Origin of the sequence: Legionella feeleii (genome assembly GCF_001467625.1) — a bacterium.
GTDB lineage: Bacteria > Pseudomonadota > Gammaproteobacteria > Legionellales > Legionellaceae > Tatlockia > Tatlockia feeleii.
Genome location: NZ_LNYB01000082.1, coordinates 70,447 through 88,760, shown reverse-complemented (window position 1 = coordinate 88,760; position 18,314 = coordinate 70,447). Strand labels below are relative to the sequence as shown.

Genomic DNA, 18,314 nt, shown 5'->3' with positions numbered 1-18,314 from the left:
GCTGCGATGCTCAAACATCAAAGCATACCGACTCAGGCTAGCGAAATGGAAGAAGCTCCTCTTTTTCCTCAGGCTTCCATTTCTATCATCCTGGCTTGTTTCCTGCGCTGCGATGTGATGCTCGAACATCAAAGCATTACTTAGGTCCTTGTAGTGTTTGTTTAAATGATAGCGCTTGTTGTAGAGCAGGCAGGGTTACTTTTTCAGACTCATTCATATCAGCGATAGTTCGCGCTACTTTCAACAAGCGATGATAGGCACGTGCAGATAGTTTGAGACGGCTCATGACTTGACTTAAAAAGGCTAATTCTTCTTGTTCCAGGGAACAGACTGTTTCACAGTCCTTTGTACCTAATTGAGCATTCATGCAGTGTTGACGCTGACGTTGTATCTTTCTAACCGCTTCCACTCGGTGTCTGATTTTTATACTTTGACCGCTTTCTGTTGTGTTGGGTTGAATTAATTCTTCTTGCGGCAAAGCCTGAATAGTAATCTGCATATCAATTCTATCCAGTAGAGGGGCGGAAAGTTTGGCAAGATAGCGACTGATGCGCTCAGGGGTACACAGACAATCTGCTTGAGGATTTCCCCATTGTCCACAGGGACAGGGATTCATTGCAGCAAGCAGTTGAAATTTGGCTGGAAACTCCATTTGCATCGCTGCTCTTGAAATGGAAATAGTTCCCGACTCCAAGGGTTCACGTAAGGTTTCTAAAACATGTCTATGGAATTCGGGTAGTTCATCAAGGAACAAAACGCCGTGATGAGCGAGTGATATTTCACCGGGTTTCGGTGGATTGCCGCCGCCAACTAATGCAACTGGTGAAGCAGTATGATGTGGGGCTCGAAAAGTAGGGTAGCGCCAGGCGTTAAAATTAGGGAGGCGTCCTCGTAATGAATGGATAGCAGCACACTCCAAAGCTTCTGCTTCGGATAGTGGTGGGAGCAAAGTATTAAATCGTTTGGCCAACATGGTTTTACCACTGCCCGGAGGACCGCAGAGCAAAATACTATGACCGCCGCAGGCAGCAATTTCCATGGCTTGTTTGGCGTGATATTGTCCTTTCACATCTGACCAATCCAGATGGCTATTGTCGATAGATAATTCCGGACGTACGGGTAGCGGCTGTAGCGGTGTACCTTGGCAGAGATAACTACAGACTTCCCGCAAATTATTAGCGCTATAAACACCCTCAGAGCCTACTAAAGAAGCTTCTTCTGCATCAGCAGTAGCAATAATTAATTGTTGCTTATCGCGCTGTGCTGCCAGCACAGCTGGGATGATAGCTGATATTCCACGTAAATTACCGCTCAAGGCCAATTCAGCAATAAACTCATGGGAATCGAGTTTTTGGCAAGGTATTTGGCCTGAGGCAGCCAAGATGCCTAGAGCGATAGGTAAATCGAAGCCGCTCCCTGATTTTGGTAAATCTGCTGGGGCTAAATTGACAGTGATTTTGCGACAGGGGAAATCAAATTGACTATTAATAATGGCACTGCGAACTCGATCTTTGCTTTCCTTTACAGCTGTTTCCGCAAGACCCACAATGGTAAAGCCGGGTAACCCATTGGATAAATGCACTTCCACAGATACAGGTTGCGCAAGAATGCCAATAGCACTGCGCGTTTTGCTAAAAGCAAGGTTCATTTTTTTTCCTATTGGTTGGACGTTGTAGAACTAGCCAGCTATTTCTGTTTTTCCTTGTGCTTTGCTTGTTGTGCCAGTAAGGTATCAACCTGCGTTTGTAAGGCATCCACTTTTTCACGAGTTCTAGCTAGTACTTTGGTTTGGACATCAAATTCTTCACGAGTGATTAAATCCAAACGAGAAAAGGCAGCCTGCAAAACTTCTTTGAATTTCTGTTGAATCTCTTTTTCGAAATTTTGTAGACTGGTAGGTAGGGTAGCGAAAAGTTTTTGGGCTAAATCATCGAAGTGTTTTGGATCAAACATGCAAATCTCCCTGCTGTTGTATTGACTGTTGGCGATAGTCTAGCAAAACTCAAGTCTATCAGCTATGTACTTAATTAGGTTGTAACGAAGGAACTATTATGAAAATGCTTACCGCGATTATCAAGCCATTCAAACTTGATGATGTGCATGAGGCACTTATGGAGATTGGCGTACCAGGAATTACGATCTCCGAAACACGGGGGTTTGGTCGTCAGAAAGGGCATACCGAACTCTATAGAGGAGCAGAATACGTTGTTGATTTTCTTCCCAAGATAAAAATTGAACTTGCTTTACCCGATAATATGATTGAGGTGGCAATTGATGCCATTTGCAAGGCCGCCTATACAGGAAAGATTGGGGACGGCAAAATTTTTGTTTATAACTTGGAGCAGGTAGTGCGTATTAGAACGGGTGAAGTGGGGGGCGATGCTATTTAGATACTATCTTTAAAAGCAGGTGAAATTATTACACGATTTACCTGCTTATTTTTTAAGGATACAAGTCTTGATGGAGTGTCAGCGCAATCAAGTTTTAAATACAAACTGGATAATCGATAGCCGCGCACATAATATACAAAGAATCCACTGCCCTATATTTGAGAGGGTTGCAGTGGAAATAGTGAACCCTTGATTATGCTGATGCTTTATCAAGGGCGGATCATACAGGCGCCGAGGTGCTTAGCGTAATTTCTCCGTAATAAATCGCCACTCATCCTGACTCACAGGCGTGACCGATAAACGATTGCCTTTACGGAGGAGCGGCATATTCTTTAGCTCGGCGTGTTGCTTTAAGTAATCAAGAGAAAGGATGTGAGGAAATTTCTCTTTAAAACGGATATCAACCATAAACCACCTTGGATTCTCAGGCGTGCTTTTGGCATCAGGGTGTTCACTGTTTGGGTCAAAAGCCGTGTGATCAGGATAAGCTTCACTGACGACTTCAGCAATACCAACAATACCAGGTGGATTGGTATTTGAGTGATAAAAAAATACTTGATCACCAATTTTCATATCGTCACGCATGAAGTTACGTGCCTGGTAATTCCGTACACCATCCCAAGCGGTAACTTGATTAGAGGCTGTACGTAGATCATCAATGCTGAAACAAGAAGGTTCTGATTTCATTAACCAATAGTTGGTCATGGTTTGCTCCAGTAAATTGTGCGTTGGGTTACTACTGCTGTGAGCGGAATATCCCAAGCATGCGGTTCTATGTATATCTGGCGTTGAAACTCATACGCAACACCGATAAGGAAAGGATGATTTTCTTTAGCCAAGGTGCGATCATAATAACCAGCTCCCATTCCCAGGCGCGTACAATGTTCATCGAAGGCTACCAAGGGCAAGAAAATGATATCCAGTTGTCTGGGAGGTATTGCTTCACCTTTATCGACATCGGGCTCTCCAATTCCATATTTGTTTTCTTTAAACGGAGTAGTCGGGGTTGCCGGCAAAAATGAAAGGGTTTTGTCGTCGTTTAAGGCAGGAAAATAGCAATATTTACCGTGTAGGGGAGCGGAGTTCCATAAAGCATCCAGGCTAATTTCACCGCCCATCGCATGGTAAAGAGCGATGCGCTTCGCATAGCGATATTGGGGAAGTTCGCGAATGCGCCTGCATACTTGCACAGAGGCTGTTTCCTGGTAATCAGTAGAAAGCTGTTCCCGTATTTGGCGGCTAGTGCTGCGAATAATCTGTTTATATCGATCGGCCATATTATTATTTTTCGTTTTTTCTTGTCTGATTATTGCGAGATAAGCTTATAAGTTCAAGCATAGAAACTCATGAATATTTTTTTAAAAAAAGGCTAGACAATAAATTAAAAAAAGGATATATAGCTGTCCATTTACTGGTGCTTTGCGATTGTAAAGCGTATGACACATGACACAGTTAAACGTGAGAGAATGGCATGAGTGACCTGTTTGATGATAGCGAAGATGATTTGATTGAAGGAGAGGTATTCGTTAATTCTGAAGAAGAGATCGATATCGATGACATACGGGAAGGCTCAACTTTGGATGCTCGAAGACGGCTTGAAAACATGCTTGAAGAAAAACGCCTCCGTGATGAACTTGATGATTTTGTTGATTATTAAACTATAATGTCTATGCTCATCGAGATTCAGGGCAGTGGATATAATGTGCCCTTTTATAGTGATGAGCGTATATTTTTAGGTGAAGGTCTTTTTGAGACTTTACGGGTACTTGATAACAAACCTTGCTATTCCCAGCTTCATTGGCAGCGATTACAGCGTGCCGCGCTTTTTTTACAACTTCCTTTTGAGCTTTCTTCTTCTGTTTGGTATGAAAAACTAAAGCAGTGTATTGCTTTAAACCAGGTGCAAGACGGGGGTATTAAAGTCATTTTAGGTGCAGGAAATGCGCCGAGGGGATTAGTTGCAACAAGCAAGAAATCCCGCCTGGTTTTTACGGCTTTTAATTATCTGACTGATAATACAGCAGTAAAGCTTGGTAGCTCATCTTGGCTGCGTGATAGTAGAAATCCAGTATATCAGTTTAAATCAATCAATTATTTGGAGGCTATTATTGCTCGTCGCCAAGCTCAACTTAACGGAATAGATGATGTCCTGTTTTTTAATACAGAGCAATGTGCTACAGACACGACAACGGCCAATTTGTTTATCATCAAAAATAATCAGCTTTTTACACCAAGTTTGCAGAATGGTTTGTTACCAGGCATTACAAGGCAGCGTTTATTATCGCTCTGCCAGGAAAATAATATCCCGTGTTTTGAATGCAATTTAAACAAAACGAGCCTGAGCGAGGCAGAGGCAGTTTTTATATGCAATGCTTTACAGGGAATACGTCCGGTATCATTAATTGATAATACAGTGTTTAAGACTAATCACTCGTTAATTCCTCAGTTACAAGCCATTCTAGCTGCTGATCAACGAAACTCACTTCGCTGATATTTTTGCCTGTTGACGACGTTGATAGGATTTAAACAGTTTTAAAGTAAGAAATAACAAGCCCAGAATAATCAAGGTAATAATACTTGAGCTTTTATAAAAAGGCGTTGGATGAGTTAACGCATCCATACCAGCGTGACCACAGTAAGTGTAGATAATTTCCCCGGGAGCCAAAAAAATAAAAGTAGTGATAACATAATGTCTGAATTTGATTTGAGTTAGCCCCAAACCATAGTTGACTAGATTAAATGGAATAACAGGGATTAAACGAATTAGCCCTACAAATTGCCAGCCACTACGTTCAACACCTGAGATGAGTTTATTAATCTTCGGTCCCCTGCGAGAAGTAAACCAGTTGGTCGCCAAATGGCGGCTAATACAAAAAGCGCATGCTGCTCCGGCTGTAGCGCCTATCAAATTAAATAAAACACCCAGAACAGGACCGAAGAGGGCTCCTCCTGCAAAAGTCAAAACCATTGTAGGTAATAATAGAATAGTAGCCAGGCAATAAAACAGCACGAATAGAACAGGAGCAAGCCAACCCAGATCTTGAATATAACTGAGTACGAATGGCGCGTTTTGTTGGAAAATCCAAGCGCAAGCAATAAACGCCATAATGGCAAAGAAGATGCCAAGCGTTTTCATTGATAATAGTTTCTACACAACATACCTGTCACTTTATTACAGAGTAGTGGTTTGAGCAAGATAAACTATTTACGCAACGATTTCGGCTGAGTTGGATAAGAGGTAACCGGAAAAACCTAATCAGGCTTTTCAATCCATGAAAGCCGAAGAGGGTGTGTTGAAAATATTATAGAGAACCATGGGTGAGCGTACATTTGTCAGAAAACAAATCACTAAGACTGGTAAGCTCCATTATTCTCAAATTAATAGTAATGACTGTTTGCAAATTAACATCACCAGTATAAGCACCATTCTTTAGGAAAGTAGTGTCAGGGTGACTACCTTCTTTTAATGCTTGAAGTGCTGTTTGAAGTTGAGTGGCTGCCTCCCTTCTTGCTCCCTTTGTGTAATCCCGATAATTAAAAAACCAGATCTCAGGTTCTTTTTCTAATGCACGTAAATACTCCCCTAGAGAGTCAATGAACTTAGTTAAATTGTCCTGAGAAATTTCCGTTTTATTTGAAACAATAATGACTGATTCCATTAAGTCCTCTGCTACTTCTTTGTCACCTTGGTCAACAGAGGGCTCTTTTTCGGAGTTCGTTGTTGGAGTGGTGACTTGAGTAGAGGAAGTACCTACCGAAGACATATAAGATTCTTGTAAATGCCAGGAGTGCGTTAAAAATCTTGCATCATGACTAGTGATTGAGCTATCAACTGGAACAGGAAGCTCTGAGTCTAATACTAGCCAGGAAGATCCCATTAAATCTCTTTCTTCTAACTTTTCCCAGTCATTGAAACTTAAATCAATACTGGGTACTTTAAACCCGCCAAACTGAAGTATAGATTCCAAGGGGTTTAGCTCTATTTTTTTTATCGCTAAAATTTCTTCCAGGGTTTCTTTATATTCTGCCAATAACTGATCTGCCTCTGCCAGGTCTTTTAATTCAATAGGACCTTCTGTTTTACCCAAAACTTGTTTATCTAATGCAGCTATTTGATAACGTAAAGCTTCAATTTCTTTTATACAATCATAAATATAGCTTGCTAACGCGCCAGTTTTTTTCAAGGTATTTCTTTCTGCTAGCGCGTGCATAAATGCTTTTGTTGTGGTAATGGTATCTCTAATTTTTTTGACATACTCTCTTGTTGTTTCTGGTTGTAGTTCACCAGTAGATTTTCCGTATGAAAATATAGTTTTTTCACCTTTGTCGAATAAAAAATCGGCTGCTTCCTGTGCAATCATCATGCGTGGAGTAACCGGTTTGGAAGCATAAGCTAAATCCAGGCGAACAGCATCGGCGATATATTCCAAGTCACTAACGGGGCGTTCACTACCCAGGTATTTTAAACGCGGGCCATCGGTATCTTGTTGAATAAATAAACCTTGTTGCAAGACATCATCAAAGACCACTTTAGGATCAATGTGGAGTTTATCACGAGCAAATCTTTCAATTTCACGTCGTACTTCATTACTAACACGAGGATTACTTGGATCAGCCAAATGGGCTAATTGCTTAATCAACAAGGTTCTATATAAAACAAATTCTTTTGTGTTAACAAAAGGGGTATCCAAGTTAGTTGAGCCATCGATTTTGAGAGGCTTATTCAGTGAATAGAGAAAATCCAGCGAATGATTTAAATAACTTTGGATATTGCCCGGATTGATTTTGGCTTCGATGCGCTCACTGGGACTGTCAATCCGTAAACCAAGCATCGCACGATAATCGGCATCACCAATGAATATGGACGCTTTATTAGGATCTTGAGTTAAAGCGTAGTTAAATCGCTGCGCAGTAACCAACATTTGATAATAGGGATGTAATTCATCGACAGCTTCTTCTGAAGCAACAATGGGTGCCAGACTTCTTACTTGCTCCAGATCTTGGACTAAACCACCAAGTCCTCCTTTTGCAACAGGAAGAGTATAAAAATCCACCAATTCTTTAGGTAAGGTCCTTTGGTGAGTTCCTTGTGGAACGGCAGCCACAATCTCCAGGACTTGTTGTTTAATTTTTTCGACTAACTCAAAGCGCTGGATGAAATCCTTATTATCAGGATTTCGTAAATAAGCTTGAGTATCGTCAATAAAATTTTTTAACTTTATCGGGAGAGCAGCACGCACTTTAGAACGCATTTCTGCCAGCAACAACTCTTGCATTTCTTTAGTTTGTTGTTCTCCATTCGTGATAATGCCTTTATGGTGTTCGGATAAATTGATTTCTATTTGTTTGCTGTGGCGGTAGCGGATAGCATATTCCCTAATCCACGCGGTACTGGCTCCCATGGCAACTTGTTTGTGGTCGCTACTGAAGATATTAAAATAAGCAGCAAACCCTCCGGGGGCATTTTCAGCACTATAGTTTTGTAATTGTTTCAGATCTTTACCAGTAGTGGGGACTACCTCTTTAATCAGGCGTTTTAATCGAGCACTCTCTTCGATAATATCTTCTCTTGCGTGCTGGAGAGCACTACGATTTTCTTTGTCGCGTTTGAATCGTAAACTGTCGATATTATTGACGGCGAAATAAGTTCCTACGGCAGCAAGGCAGGTAATAACCAGGCCGATAGCCAGGATGCCCGCACTAATTGGTCCGCCAATAATGATTGCAGCCAATCCTAAGGCAATGCTACCCGCGAGTAAGCCACCTATACTGGCTGTGATGTGAGGATGCTTGGCAAGGAAACTTGGTTCAACCATTTGGGCTGTTAAGTAATGTAGGCATTGATTCATGAACTCAATTTGTAATTGTTGAGTGAATCTTTCTCTTTCTTCAGGTTTGGCAAAATAACTTTTTAGCCAGCTAATGATTTTGTATTCTTGTTTCTCATCTTGGATCCGTTGATCCTGGATGTCATAAATATCGACAAAGGCTTGATTAAATAACTTGTTTAATTCATCTAAAAAATAGACTTCGATCGCAGCATTAAGCGCTTCTTCATTAAAAGGGTTCCCATCGGGTGAATGCTTCTCTTTAAAATGCTGACGCATGTTTTGTTTGGCGTCGTTTTCCAATCCTAACAAGAGGCATTCTCTGTAATGAAATAGTTTGACTAATTCTTTGGATAGCTCTTCATATTTCTTATCAGTGAATCCTGCTTTTTTCATTTCAGCATCGAATTCTTTGCGTGCATCGTCATCAGCTACTCTTCCAGTGCTGGCTAACCATGCCTCATAAGCCAGATAACCAGCGCCAGCACCAAGTGCCGCACTAAAAACACCACCCACGATATTTTTAGCACCTGCTAAGGGATTGATTACATCGGTCGGAGAACCAACTTTTTGCGCATAATAAGCAACACCGGCTACGCCGATACCTAAAAGACCTGCCAAAACCCCATGACCAACCTTTGCTGCTGTAGAGGGCTGGTCTACTGCAAAATCGAGATAGTGGCTTTGCTCTTCCCGGTAATCGCCAATCTGCTCTATATATCGCCCAACTAATTTTGCCTGTTTTAGATTTCCAGCCATTTCAAGGTGGGTGATCATATTTTTTTCTAAATATTTTCTATGGTTTTCTTTAATAAGGCGAAAATATTCATCAGTGCTTAATTTTTTAGGCATGGTATCGTTTCACTTAAAACAAAATTAATTAAGTATAACAATAGAACATTAAGGGTATATTACGATCTTAGGATTTATATTTTAATCATCATGATTGTTATTTGATTTATCCACGCAATGAAAAGGACGACCATTGCGGGATAAATTTTGGCAAAGAAGACGTGGTTTAAGGTGTTGCGCTTATTTGCAGGGGGTATGGGTCAATGAATCACGAGGATTAGGGGATTGTAAAATCGTTTGGTCAAGCAGTTCAGGCTTGCCTCTATTTCCAAATGCGCACGCAATTTCTTCCTTCGGATTTGGCTAAATACAAAGCTTTATCTGCGTGCTCAATAGATTCTTCTATCGGTTTCTGATGTTCAAGTAGTGCCAGACCAAAGGAAGCAGTCACTTGAATCAGGTGTTCAGTATTATCATTGATGGTGATTGCCTCAAGTCCTTTTCGAAGCCGTTCAATCATTGCATAACCAGTATCCAGCTCAGTAAATGGCAAACAAAGTAAAAACTCCTCTCCGCCATAGCGAAAAACTTTATCATAGGCCCTAAGATTTTCAATAAGAAAGCGAGCCGTGGCTGCCAAAACACGATCACCAGTTTGATGGCCATATTGATCATTAATTTTTTTAAAGTGATCTAAATCTGCCATGATAAGACAGCAATTTTGTCCTTGTCGTTTAATAAATTCCTGCTGCTCTCGCAAAGTCGATAACATATTCACCCGAGCAAGTGCACCAGTCAATGGATCTCGGCTATGGATAAGGTATTCCAACTCATTTTTAAACGTAGAAAATTCGAGTCTCATTTGTTCCAAGGCATTGGCAAAATGATCGTAATCAAGAGGGGTAATACCTTCTGGTGTATTGGCCTTTTGCAGTAACTGGGCTGTTACTTGATGCATACGCTGGTGTGAGACGCCAAGATTGATGATTTCTGGATGATCCTGAATTTCTTTCAGGGTATCGCCATAATACCATTGCCCGAATCGACAACGTCTATGTGCATCAGGCAGAAGATCATGGCCATCTCCAGGTAATCGGCAAATCAGGGTTCGAATGAGCGAATTGTGCCATTGTTGATGATTATAAATAGCTTGCTCTAACTGAAAGACGACTTGTTGAAGCTCGTTTTGAGTCACTGAATTAAGCGACGACGCCATGACATATCCTTATGTTTACTTTCTAATAATAGAGACAAGCAAGGATAAGAGTATCACATTCCTTTATTTCCATAATAAAAATCAGCATTAGAGCCTAATGTAGGTTTTGAGCATTATAACTGTCATTTGTTTAATTCTTGCAATACAGCGGACGATTGAGTTATAAATTTTGTTGATCTACTAACTGATACAATCAATGGCAAAACAACGTTGGCAGTTTAAGTTGAGCCAGGCCTGTGGCTTGCTAATAAAAACAACTATTAGCAAATGGTTTCGCTTAAAAATTCAGGGGCATTATGAGTTAGGAGCTGACACGGTCATTGTTATTAATCGTACTTCTGCTATTGATGCGTTATTACTTGCCTTCTGTTTTCCAGAGCGTTTGACCTTTATTTTACCTGTATCTTTGGCAAAGAAGGGGTGGTTTAAAGTTTTGCGGTTATTTGCAGAGGTATGGGTGAATGAAGCGGGGGGATTAGGGACTGTAAAGTCTTTTTGCCAAGCAGTTCAGGAAGGTAAGCATTGTGTGTTATTTCCACCGGAGCATTCTACTTATCTTAATGACAACACGATGGTTGAGCTTGCAGGTTTAATGTTGCAAAAAGCGCAGGCAAGCGTTTTACCCGTGCGTATCGATGGCACACAATACAGTATTTTTTCCTTGGTGAAAGACCGGCATTTGATGCAATGGCGCCCCAAGGTAACGCTCCATATTATGGCTCCCCGCTTGTTAACGACTCAGGATGCACCACAATCCAGAAAAAGAGTAGGCCGGAAACTTTTTCTTTTACTTAGTGAAATGTCTTTTACTAATTGGAATCAGGATAAATCGCTTTTTGCAGCGCTGTTGCAAGGAGTAAAATTGGCAAAGAAATCCAGGCAATTTATGGGGGATAGCACGGGTAATTCTTTGTCTACACGCCGGTTTATCAGCAGTTGTTTTATTTTAGGACGGCAGTTTAAGAATCAAACACAGGCGGGAGAACGAGTCGGGCTAATGATGCCTACCAGTATTGCTGCGTTAGTCAGCTTTTTTGCCTTGCAAGCATACCGGCGTATACCCGCGATGTTAAATTTTAGTGGGGGTTTCTATAACCTTTATGCTGCCTGCCAATTGGCTGGAATTAAAACGATCTACACTTCCCGCCAATTTATTATCACAGCAAAACTTGAGGGCTTACTGCAGGAATTGCTTGCTGCGGGTTTACAAATAAGATTTTTGGAAGAGAGTAAAGCGGCTATTGGTTTGGCAGACAAGATAACTGGCTTAATCAAGGGGTTTTTCCCGCTACGGACTTATGTTGGTTTAGGAGATCGGGTAGCCGTTAGGGAAACCGCTGTAATATTGTTTACTTCGGGTTCAGAGGGGGTGCCCAAAGGCGTTGCACTAAGTCATGCGAATATTTTGGCCAATTGTTATCAGCTCATCTCTCGGGTTGATTTTTCTGCTGCAGATGTTTTCTTCAATGCACTCCCTATTTTCCATTGTTTTGGTCTTACTGTGGGTTGTTTGCTACCATTATTTACTGGAAATCGTTGCTTTTTCTATCCTTCTCCTTTGCACTATAAAATAATTCCCAGCCTGGTTTATGACAAGCAGGCAACTATTTTTTTAAGCACCGATACTTTTCTAACCGGTTATGCTCGGGTAGCGAAACCACGAGATTTTGGCTCCGTGCGCTATGTTTTTGCCGGGGCAGAAAAAGTTAAGCCTGAAACAATTCAAAATTGGAAACGGATTTTTGGAGTTTCTATTTATGAAGGGTATGGGGCAACAGAAGCATCCCCTGTCATTGCGCTGAATTGTTCTATCGCTTCCAAAATAGGCAGTGTGGGCTTACCTCTTCCCGGGATTCAATATCGGGTAGAAGCTATGGAAGGAATTCCTGAAGGAGGGCGATTGTTCATTCGAGGCCCTAATATTATGGCAGGTTATCTCTCTACCAATTGCTCAGGGGAAATTAATTATTTAAAAGATGGTTGGCATGATACTGGAGATATTGTCAGTATTGATGAGAATAGTTTTGTGAGTATTAAAGGACGGGTAAAGCGGTTTGCCAAATTGGGTGGAGAGATGGTTTCATTAACCGCAGTGGAATCGATTGCTGCAGTTCTATGGCCAGGACAGACACATGCTGCACTTTATCAACAATGCCCTAAAAAAGGAGAACAAATCTTATTGTTTTCCGAGGCTCCTCTTGCTGATAAATCGACTTTTATTCACTATATCCATACGCAGGGGCATTCTGAATTGTTGATTCCCCATAAAGTATTTCCTGCGACTAAAATACCTGTTTTGACTACTGGAAAGATCGATTATGTAACTTTGGAACGTGGATTAACCGTGGTGTTTTCTTCCTGAAGGGGTTTATATAATAATTTAATAATGCCTTAATCTTGTACATGTTATGATCCGATTATAGATTGATTGTTGGAGCTATGATGTCTAATAGCACAAACCATATGTTGCAGAAAATGCAACCGAATTCAACAAAGAAATTAATATCTGAGCAGCCTGAGACAGAGGTAGAGCAATCAGAATTAAAGCCTGCCAGGGTAGTAATACCTATGCCAAAATCACCAATCGATGAGTTGGTGGTCAAATGTTTGCCCCAAAAAGATAGTTTTGATCTCACACCCACTAAATAATTTGGGTGATTTCTTTTTATTGCGCTTGAGACGTCTTAATTTTGAGCGGGTTCACCGCTTGAATTCTCCCCCCTGAACGATATACTAATAAAATAAAACTTATCTGTTGGAGTCTCTATGGCTGCTGGGAGTTTTTCGGAAACGTCGCATTGGCGTGACTCAGCAAGAAGCCCTCGTTTTTTTATGGTTGATGCGAGAGCTGCTTTTCCTATTTTCCTTTTTCTTATGCACATCAGAGTTTGGACGGGAGTATTGGTTTTAGTATCTGCAGTGTTTTTTGGAATTATTGAACATTATGGTTTTACGGTTCCGGTATTTTTGCGATGGCTTAGAAGCTTCTTGGCAGGCCCTCTTAAATCTTCTCAACCTTGGTGGCGATGAATGGCAACAGATATTCGTAAAAGTATGGCTTTGATTGCTGCCAATATGAATGCGAAATTTTATTTAAATGATCGTTTTGTAAGCTTTGATGAGGTATTTTCAGAAACCGGTTTATTACCTGCTATTGCCCGGCGAGCGGATCAACTCTGTTCTCTTTGCCTTGGTTATGGACTGGGGGCCACTTTCGATGAGGCTGAAAATGCTTTATTAGGAATCCGTGTGGTATTTGATGAAGTCACTCCTAATGTCCTGCGCCTGCTTTGTATGACTGATGTATTGAATGAGCTTATTCAAGGTGGTCCAAGCAGAGATTACACGCCTTTAGATGAATTAATGTACGATTGATCTATATTTATACTGACAAGTGTAAATTAAATGAAAGACTGATTTCTCTTAAGTTTGTCTTAAGCCATTATCTGTTAATGTAACTCTAAGAGTCATTAGTTTTGGAGTCTGTTATGGGCCTTGGCTTTTTTGATAATAAAAAACCGACTATCAATGCAGATGAAGTAAGGGCTAACATTGCTCTTATAAACCGGTTTATCGGTCTTTTAGATAAAGCGAGTGATAATCCATCAAATTCTCAAGCTCGAGACAAGCTGGTTGATCTCGGCAACAAACTTGGGGAAGCACTCGATCAACCTGAAATAACGGAATCTAAAAAATTAACATAATGAAGAAGTTACATTTTTTGATCAGATTTCTTCCATTTTATCACAGGAAATTTTAAATAGTACTCCGTCTATGACAAGGAATACTGTTATAATAGCTATATTCCTATATTAATTGTAAAAAACGTAGCCAATCGTTTATTCTTATCCTATATGAAAGATGAATTAACAGAACAACAAGCGCAAGCTATTTTAAAAGCGCTGGATGAAACTATTTCCACAGGTCCTTGGGAAGAGTCGAATTTCTTACGTGTAATTGGTAAAAATTTGCGTGAAATACGTGACAATTTTGCTAAGCAACTAGGTGGTGATGTAAGAGGACAAGACAAATCTAGAACTGAGTCGAATTTAGCAAATCGAATCGCGCTTCGTGCAGGCCAACAAGAAGTATTTATTGCTCTCTACTCGACTGAAGGACATAATATCCAAGCTTGGGAACGCATTCTCGCCAATCTCCCGCGCCAAATGATTTCACGTCCTATTTATGCTGATGAAAAGGATGTGCAATATTCAATTAAAGCCAAAGAGAATAAAGTAAATGAAGCCTATGTGGCCATTTATATCGATCAAAATGATCTTTTGACCGTACCCTCAGATAAGATACCTATGGATAAGCATGGCAGACCTTTGCTGAGTCTTAAAGATCGATCCATTAATTTGGAGAATATTATTCGCTTTGTGCATCTTTCAGGGGTTTACCGTTATGCAAAAGGGCGTTTAGTTAAAAATTCTCATCCAGACTAGCGATGAGAGTCGCGCCTTGTTTAAAGTGGGTATATACTTCATTTAAATTAATTAGTAAAAATTTGGCGAATGGCTCAACAAGCTCAACAACAAGGTGGTAGTGGCGATAATTCAATGGCACCAGTGTGGATCATGGTTCTATTGTTTCTTACCCTGTTTTTTATTTGGAGAACAGCTCACCAGCATATTGTTGCCTTTGTTTTTTATCTAAATATCTTACAAGCAAAATTAGTGACACTTTTTGTTAGTAATGAGCAACTTGCTTCTAATGTTTATTTGATGCAGACGATTGATCCTGCTACGGTTGACTGGGATCAGTTTTTAACGCTGACACGTAGCGTTGGTGATTACATCCGCTATCCTGTCGTTTTAATTCTTGTAGTTCTAGCCATTTTTCTTTATAAATCAGATATCACCCTTAAATTTCGTAGACCTCATAATATGAATACCCTGCGTGCGCAGGAACAGCATAATTGGCTGGCAATTATGCCCGTTGTGAACCTGGATCTGGCTGATACTGATATCAATACCGGTCCCTGGGCAATGGCTTTAACCCCTATTGAGTTTGCACGCAAATATAAATTGCTAAAAAAAGACGACGCACTCTTGGATAATCCGTTACCTGGACTAGAAATGACTGCTGGTATTCGCAAGGGAGATGCGAAGCGAGTATTTACTTTGCAACTGGGTCCTTATTGGGATGGGTTTGAGCGCTGCCCTCCACAGGCTTATGCCTTGGCCGCTGTCTTTATGGCCCGTATGAACAGAGATAGAGACTCAGCCAATTTAATTTTAGAAACTCTGGATAAAACCTGCACTGCAGGAAAGCCTGATTTTGCTGTAGCAAGACCCGTGTTAAAAAAATATCAGAACGCTGAAAACGTTCAAGAGATTTTGGCGAAGCATGCCTATCTTCTGACTGTTATGGCTTCTTTAATAGAGGCTTCACGAGAAGATGGCGTAGTTCCGAGTGCAGAATTTCTGTGGTTAAAAACCATAGATCGACGATTATGGTATATGCTTAATTGTGTAGGCAGACAAACGCCATTTGCTGAGGTTGGGGGTCCCTTTGCTCACTGGCGTGCGGAAAAAGAGATGAAACGGCGTTCATTGGTACCCATGATCGATGAGGCTATCAAAGCCCTTGAAGTCGCGGTGAAAGAAGTCAAATTAACGCCTAAAGAATTGCAGGAGTTAGAACCGTAATGCGTGGTATTGATTCGCGTCATGAAATAGATCCAACCATGTTGCTAAGGGACACCCGTACCCTTGGCCAAAGGCTTGCTGACTTTTTTGCTGATCCAACCAACATTTCTATTGTTTTGGTTTCAGTGGCTGCAGTTTCCTATTATCTCTCTGAAGTGGCTAGCTTAATGCTAATTCTTGGTATTCTGTTTTTTCTTTACAGTTATACCCGTAAGCAAAAACTGCCCTTCAGATTGCCCAAAATTGCCAGAGTTAAAGATTACAATGATCTGAAGCCAGGAGTTGGTACGCCCAATATTGCAAGAGGAATTGCTTTCTTTGGTAATGATCGTAAAACCAATGAAGAGTTATGGTTTGCCAATGATGACTTAAGAACCCATGCCCTTATTTTTGGTTCTACCGGTAGTGGTAAAACAGAAGCCCTTGTATCGTTAGCCTTTAATGCGCTTGTACAAGCCAGCGGTTTTATTTATGTCGATGGAAAAGGGGATAACTCGCTTTACGCTAAAGTCTTTTCCATGGTGCGTAGTATGGGGCGTGAAGATGATTTACTGCTTATCAATTTCATGACCGGGGCTCGCGACGTTATTGGTCCGCAGGAAAGACGCCTGTCCAACACCCTTAATCCTTTTTGCCAGGGGTCTTCGAGCATGTTAACTCAGCTCGTTGTAAGTTTAATGGGTTCTTCTGGCCAGTCTTCTGATGGTGATATGTGGAAGGGACGTGCCATCAGCTTCGTTGAAGCGCTTATGAAATTACTTGTTTATATGCGTGATGAAGGGGCTATTTTGCTTGATGCCAATAGTATTCGTAACTATTTTGATTTGGTAAAATTGGAATCAATTGTCATTGATAAAATATTTCCTCGTGATGAACAGGAAAGTATCAATATAGAGTCTGTACCAAAATTAGTTACTGATCCCCTCCGTAACTATGTTTTCAACTTACCTGGTTATAACAAAGAGAAAAAAGGTAAACAGGTTTCCCAGGTTTTAGAACAGCATGGTTTCATTACCATGCAGCTGGTACGGGTATTTTCATCGCTTGCAGATACCTATGGACATATTATACGGACTAACCTGGCGGAAGTTGACTTTAAAGACGTTGTACTTAATCGACGGATTCTGGTGGTATTATTACCCGCTTTGGAGAAATCGCCCGATGAGCTATCGAACCTGGGCAAGGTAATTGTTTCTTCTTTGAAGGCGATGATGGCTGCGGGTTTGGGAGATCAGGTAGAGGGTGATTATCGTGATGTTATTTTGCGAAAGCCCACCAATTCTCCGACTCCTTATATGTGTATTCTCGATGAGTATGGTTATTATGCGGTGCAGGGATTTGCTGTGGTACCTGCTCAGGCCCGTTCTCTTGGATTCTCAGCTATTTTTGCTGGACAGGATTTACCTGCATTCCAGAAGGCATCGAAAGAAGAGGCTGCATCCATCGGTGCAAACACCAACATCAAAATTTGTATGAAACTGGAAGACCCCACCGAGACCTGGGATTTCTTCACCAAAACGGCGGGTGAAGCTTACGTTACTAAAGTAGATTCATTCCAAACCAAGGACTCGAGTATCGCTAATAGCTATATGGATACGAAGAGTTCTTCATTTGAAAAACGGGCACGCATTGATTTATTGGATTTGAAAGATCAGACCGAGGGTGAGTCCCATATCTTCTTCAAATCTAAAATTGTACGCGCTCGCATGTTTTATGCTAATCCAAAGCCAGTTAAGCGTTTAAAACTAAATCAATTCTTGAAAGTAGAGCCGCCACCGGATGACTACCTGATGAAATTACAGAAGCAACTTTCTGGATTTCAAAGTATATTGGAAAGTGGTGATTTAAGCATTAATAAAGAAGTTGAAAATGAGGAAATCACCTTAATTACCAAGGCATTGCGTGAATCCCAAATTAGTGAACCAATCGAACGTGGCGTCGCGGCGTTACTTGCCTTCCATGGCCAAAATGAACCTGCTCCTGTTGAGGAATTAATTGAAGAAGAGGAAGAAGGTACCTTAACGATATTCAGAAAACTCACTCAACCTGCAAATACTGTTCCTCTCCTCGTTAAAGAGATAGAGCAATTTTCACAACCTCTGCTGGCAATCAATGAAACGCGTAATTATTTGGCTGTCATTGAGCGTGCGAGCGGAGCTAAAGATAAATACGCAGGAACAGTAGCCAATGAATTAATCAAAGATTTCCAAATGGCAACCAGCTATCCTCCTCATGAGCGTGATATCGTTAGTGTCGAAGATTTAGCCGAAATGGTGACTACTCTTTCTGACAAAATTGTCAGTGAACGTGAGAAAGCTAAGGCTAAAGCCCAAGAAGATTGATTGCCAATCCAATGACTGTTGATATTTCTTCCATCGTGAACCCATTCCCCCTGGTTTCTGGCCTGGCTGCGATTTGCCATGTCCCTAAACTGGTT

The 18,314-nt window shown here is 41.0% G+C and carries 18 protein-coding genes; 11 read left to right on the top strand and 7 right to left on the bottom strand.

Going from position 1 to position 18,314, the window contains the following annotated elements:
• Positions 1–136: 136 nt before the first annotated feature.
• Both Lfee_RS11630 and ubiK read right to left on the bottom strand, forming a co-directional pair.
• The gene (locus Lfee_RS11630; RefSeq protein ID WP_058447003.1) at positions 137–1,648 is read right to left on the bottom strand and encodes a YifB family Mg chelatase-like AAA ATPase; all 1,512 of its coding nucleotides are present in this window, start codon (positions 1,646–1,648) and stop codon (positions 137–139) included.
• A gap of 38 nt (positions 1,649–1,686) precedes the next feature.
• Complete coding sequence (gene ubiK, locus Lfee_RS11625) at positions 1,687–1,953, bottom strand: ubiquinone biosynthesis accessory factor UbiK (RefSeq protein ID WP_058447001.1); 267 nt, start codon at positions 1,951–1,953, stop codon at positions 1,687–1,689.
• A 98-nt stretch (positions 1,954–2,051) separates the two neighbouring features.
• Here ubiK and Lfee_RS11620 point away from each other — a divergent pair, with 98 nt between their 5' ends.
• The gene (locus tag Lfee_RS11620) at positions 2,052–2,390 is read left to right on the top strand and encodes a P-II family nitrogen regulator (RefSeq protein ID WP_058446998.1); all 339 of its coding nucleotides are present in this window, start codon (positions 2,052–2,054) and stop codon (positions 2,388–2,390) included.
• A gap of 240 nt (positions 2,391–2,630) precedes the next feature.
• Here Lfee_RS11620 and Lfee_RS11615 read toward each other — a convergent pair whose 3' ends face one another.
• Complete coding sequence (locus Lfee_RS11615) at positions 2,631–3,095, bottom strand: EVE domain-containing protein (RefSeq protein WP_058446996.1); 465 nt, start codon at positions 3,093–3,095, stop codon at positions 2,631–2,633.
• Positions 3,092–3,667, bottom strand: coding sequence for a 5-formyltetrahydrofolate cyclo-ligase (locus Lfee_RS11610; RefSeq protein ID WP_058446994.1), 576 nt, complete (start codon positions 3,665–3,667; stop codon positions 3,092–3,094). The genes Lfee_RS11615 and Lfee_RS11610 overlap by 4 nt, the downstream gene beginning before the upstream one ends.
• Positions 3,668–3,861: 194 nt before the next feature.
• Between Lfee_RS11610 and Lfee_RS11605 the strand changes: the two genes are divergently transcribed.
• Together Lfee_RS11605 and Lfee_RS11600 are read left to right on the top strand one after the other, a co-directional pair.
• Entirely contained in the window at positions 3,862–4,047 is a 186-nt protein-coding gene (locus Lfee_RS11605) for a PA3496 family putative envelope integrity protein (RefSeq protein ID WP_058446992.1), read from the top strand.
• 45 nt (positions 4,048–4,092) lie between these two features.
• Entirely contained in the window at positions 4,093–4,881 is a 789-nt protein-coding gene (locus Lfee_RS11600) for an aminotransferase class IV (protein WP_238584925.1), read from the top strand.
• On the opposite strand, the gene Lfee_RS11595 is transcribed toward Lfee_RS11600, so the two are convergent.
• The 3 genes from Lfee_RS11595 to Lfee_RS16755 all read right to left on the bottom strand — a co-directional run bounded on the left by Lfee_RS11595 (position 4,870) and on the right by Lfee_RS16755 (position 10,226).
• Positions 4,870–5,526, bottom strand: coding sequence for a TVP38/TMEM64 family protein (locus tag Lfee_RS11595; protein WP_058446988.1), 657 nt, complete (start codon positions 5,524–5,526; stop codon positions 4,870–4,872). The genes Lfee_RS11600 and Lfee_RS11595 overlap by 12 nt on opposite strands.
• A 166-nt stretch (positions 5,527–5,692) precedes the next feature.
• Positions 5,693–9,070, bottom strand: coding sequence for a hypothetical protein (locus Lfee_RS11590; protein WP_058446986.1), 3,378 nt, complete (start codon positions 9,068–9,070; stop codon positions 5,693–5,695).
• A gap of 262 nt (positions 9,071–9,332) precedes the next feature.
• Complete coding sequence (locus Lfee_RS16755; protein WP_082646640.1) at positions 9,333–10,226, bottom strand: diguanylate cyclase; 894 nt, start codon at positions 10,224–10,226, stop codon at positions 9,333–9,335.
• A 196-nt stretch (positions 10,227–10,422) separates the two neighbouring features.
• Here Lfee_RS16755 and Lfee_RS11575 point away from each other — a divergent pair, with 196 nt between their 5' ends.
• The 8 genes from Lfee_RS11575 (at position 10,423) to Lfee_RS11540 (ending at position 18,219) form a co-directional block, all read left to right on the top strand.
• Positions 10,423–12,588, top strand: a complete 2,166-nt coding sequence (locus Lfee_RS11575) for an AMP-binding protein (RefSeq protein WP_058446985.1) — start codon at positions 10,423–10,425, stop codon at positions 12,586–12,588.
• Between the two features lie 80 nt (positions 12,589–12,668).
• Positions 12,669–12,875: a hypothetical protein gene (locus Lfee_RS11570; RefSeq protein WP_058446983.1), complete on the top strand. Its 207-nt coding sequence runs from the start codon at positions 12,669–12,671 to the stop codon at positions 12,873–12,875.
• 117 nt (positions 12,876–12,992) lie between these two features.
• The gene (gene icmT, locus Lfee_RS17500) at positions 12,993–13,256 is read left to right on the top strand and encodes an IcmT/TraK family protein (protein WP_058446981.1); all 264 of its coding nucleotides are present in this window, start codon (positions 12,993–12,995) and stop codon (positions 13,254–13,256) included.
• The gene (locus Lfee_RS11560; RefSeq protein ID WP_058446979.1) at positions 13,257–13,601 is read left to right on the top strand and encodes a type IV secretion IcmS family protein; all 345 of its coding nucleotides are present in this window, start codon (positions 13,257–13,259) and stop codon (positions 13,599–13,601) included.
• Positions 13,602–13,714: 113 nt separating this feature from the next.
• Positions 13,715–13,930 carry a hypothetical protein gene (locus Lfee_RS11555; protein WP_058446975.1) on the top strand — a complete coding sequence of 72 codons (216 nt, stop codon included), beginning with the start codon at positions 13,715–13,717 and terminating at the stop codon, positions 13,928–13,930.
• Positions 13,931–14,080: 150 nt separating this feature from the next.
• Complete coding sequence (gene icmQ / locus Lfee_RS11550) at positions 14,081–14,671, top strand: Dot/Icm secretion system protein IcmQ (protein ID WP_058446974.1); 591 nt, start codon at positions 14,081–14,083, stop codon at positions 14,669–14,671.
• A gap of 69 nt (positions 14,672–14,740) precedes the next feature.
• Positions 14,741–15,877 (top strand): type IVB secretion system coupling complex protein DotM/IcmP, encoded by a 1,137-nt coding sequence (icmP, locus tag Lfee_RS11545; RefSeq protein ID WP_058446973.1) that lies wholly within the window; start codon positions 14,741–14,743, stop codon positions 15,875–15,877.
• A complete protein-coding gene (locus Lfee_RS11540; protein ID WP_058446972.1) occupies positions 15,877–18,219 on the top strand; it encodes a TraM recognition domain-containing protein in 2,343 nt (780 codons plus the stop codon). Before icmP ends, Lfee_RS11540 begins: the two co-directional genes overlap by 1 nt.
• Positions 18,220–18,314: the final 95 nt, after the last annotated feature.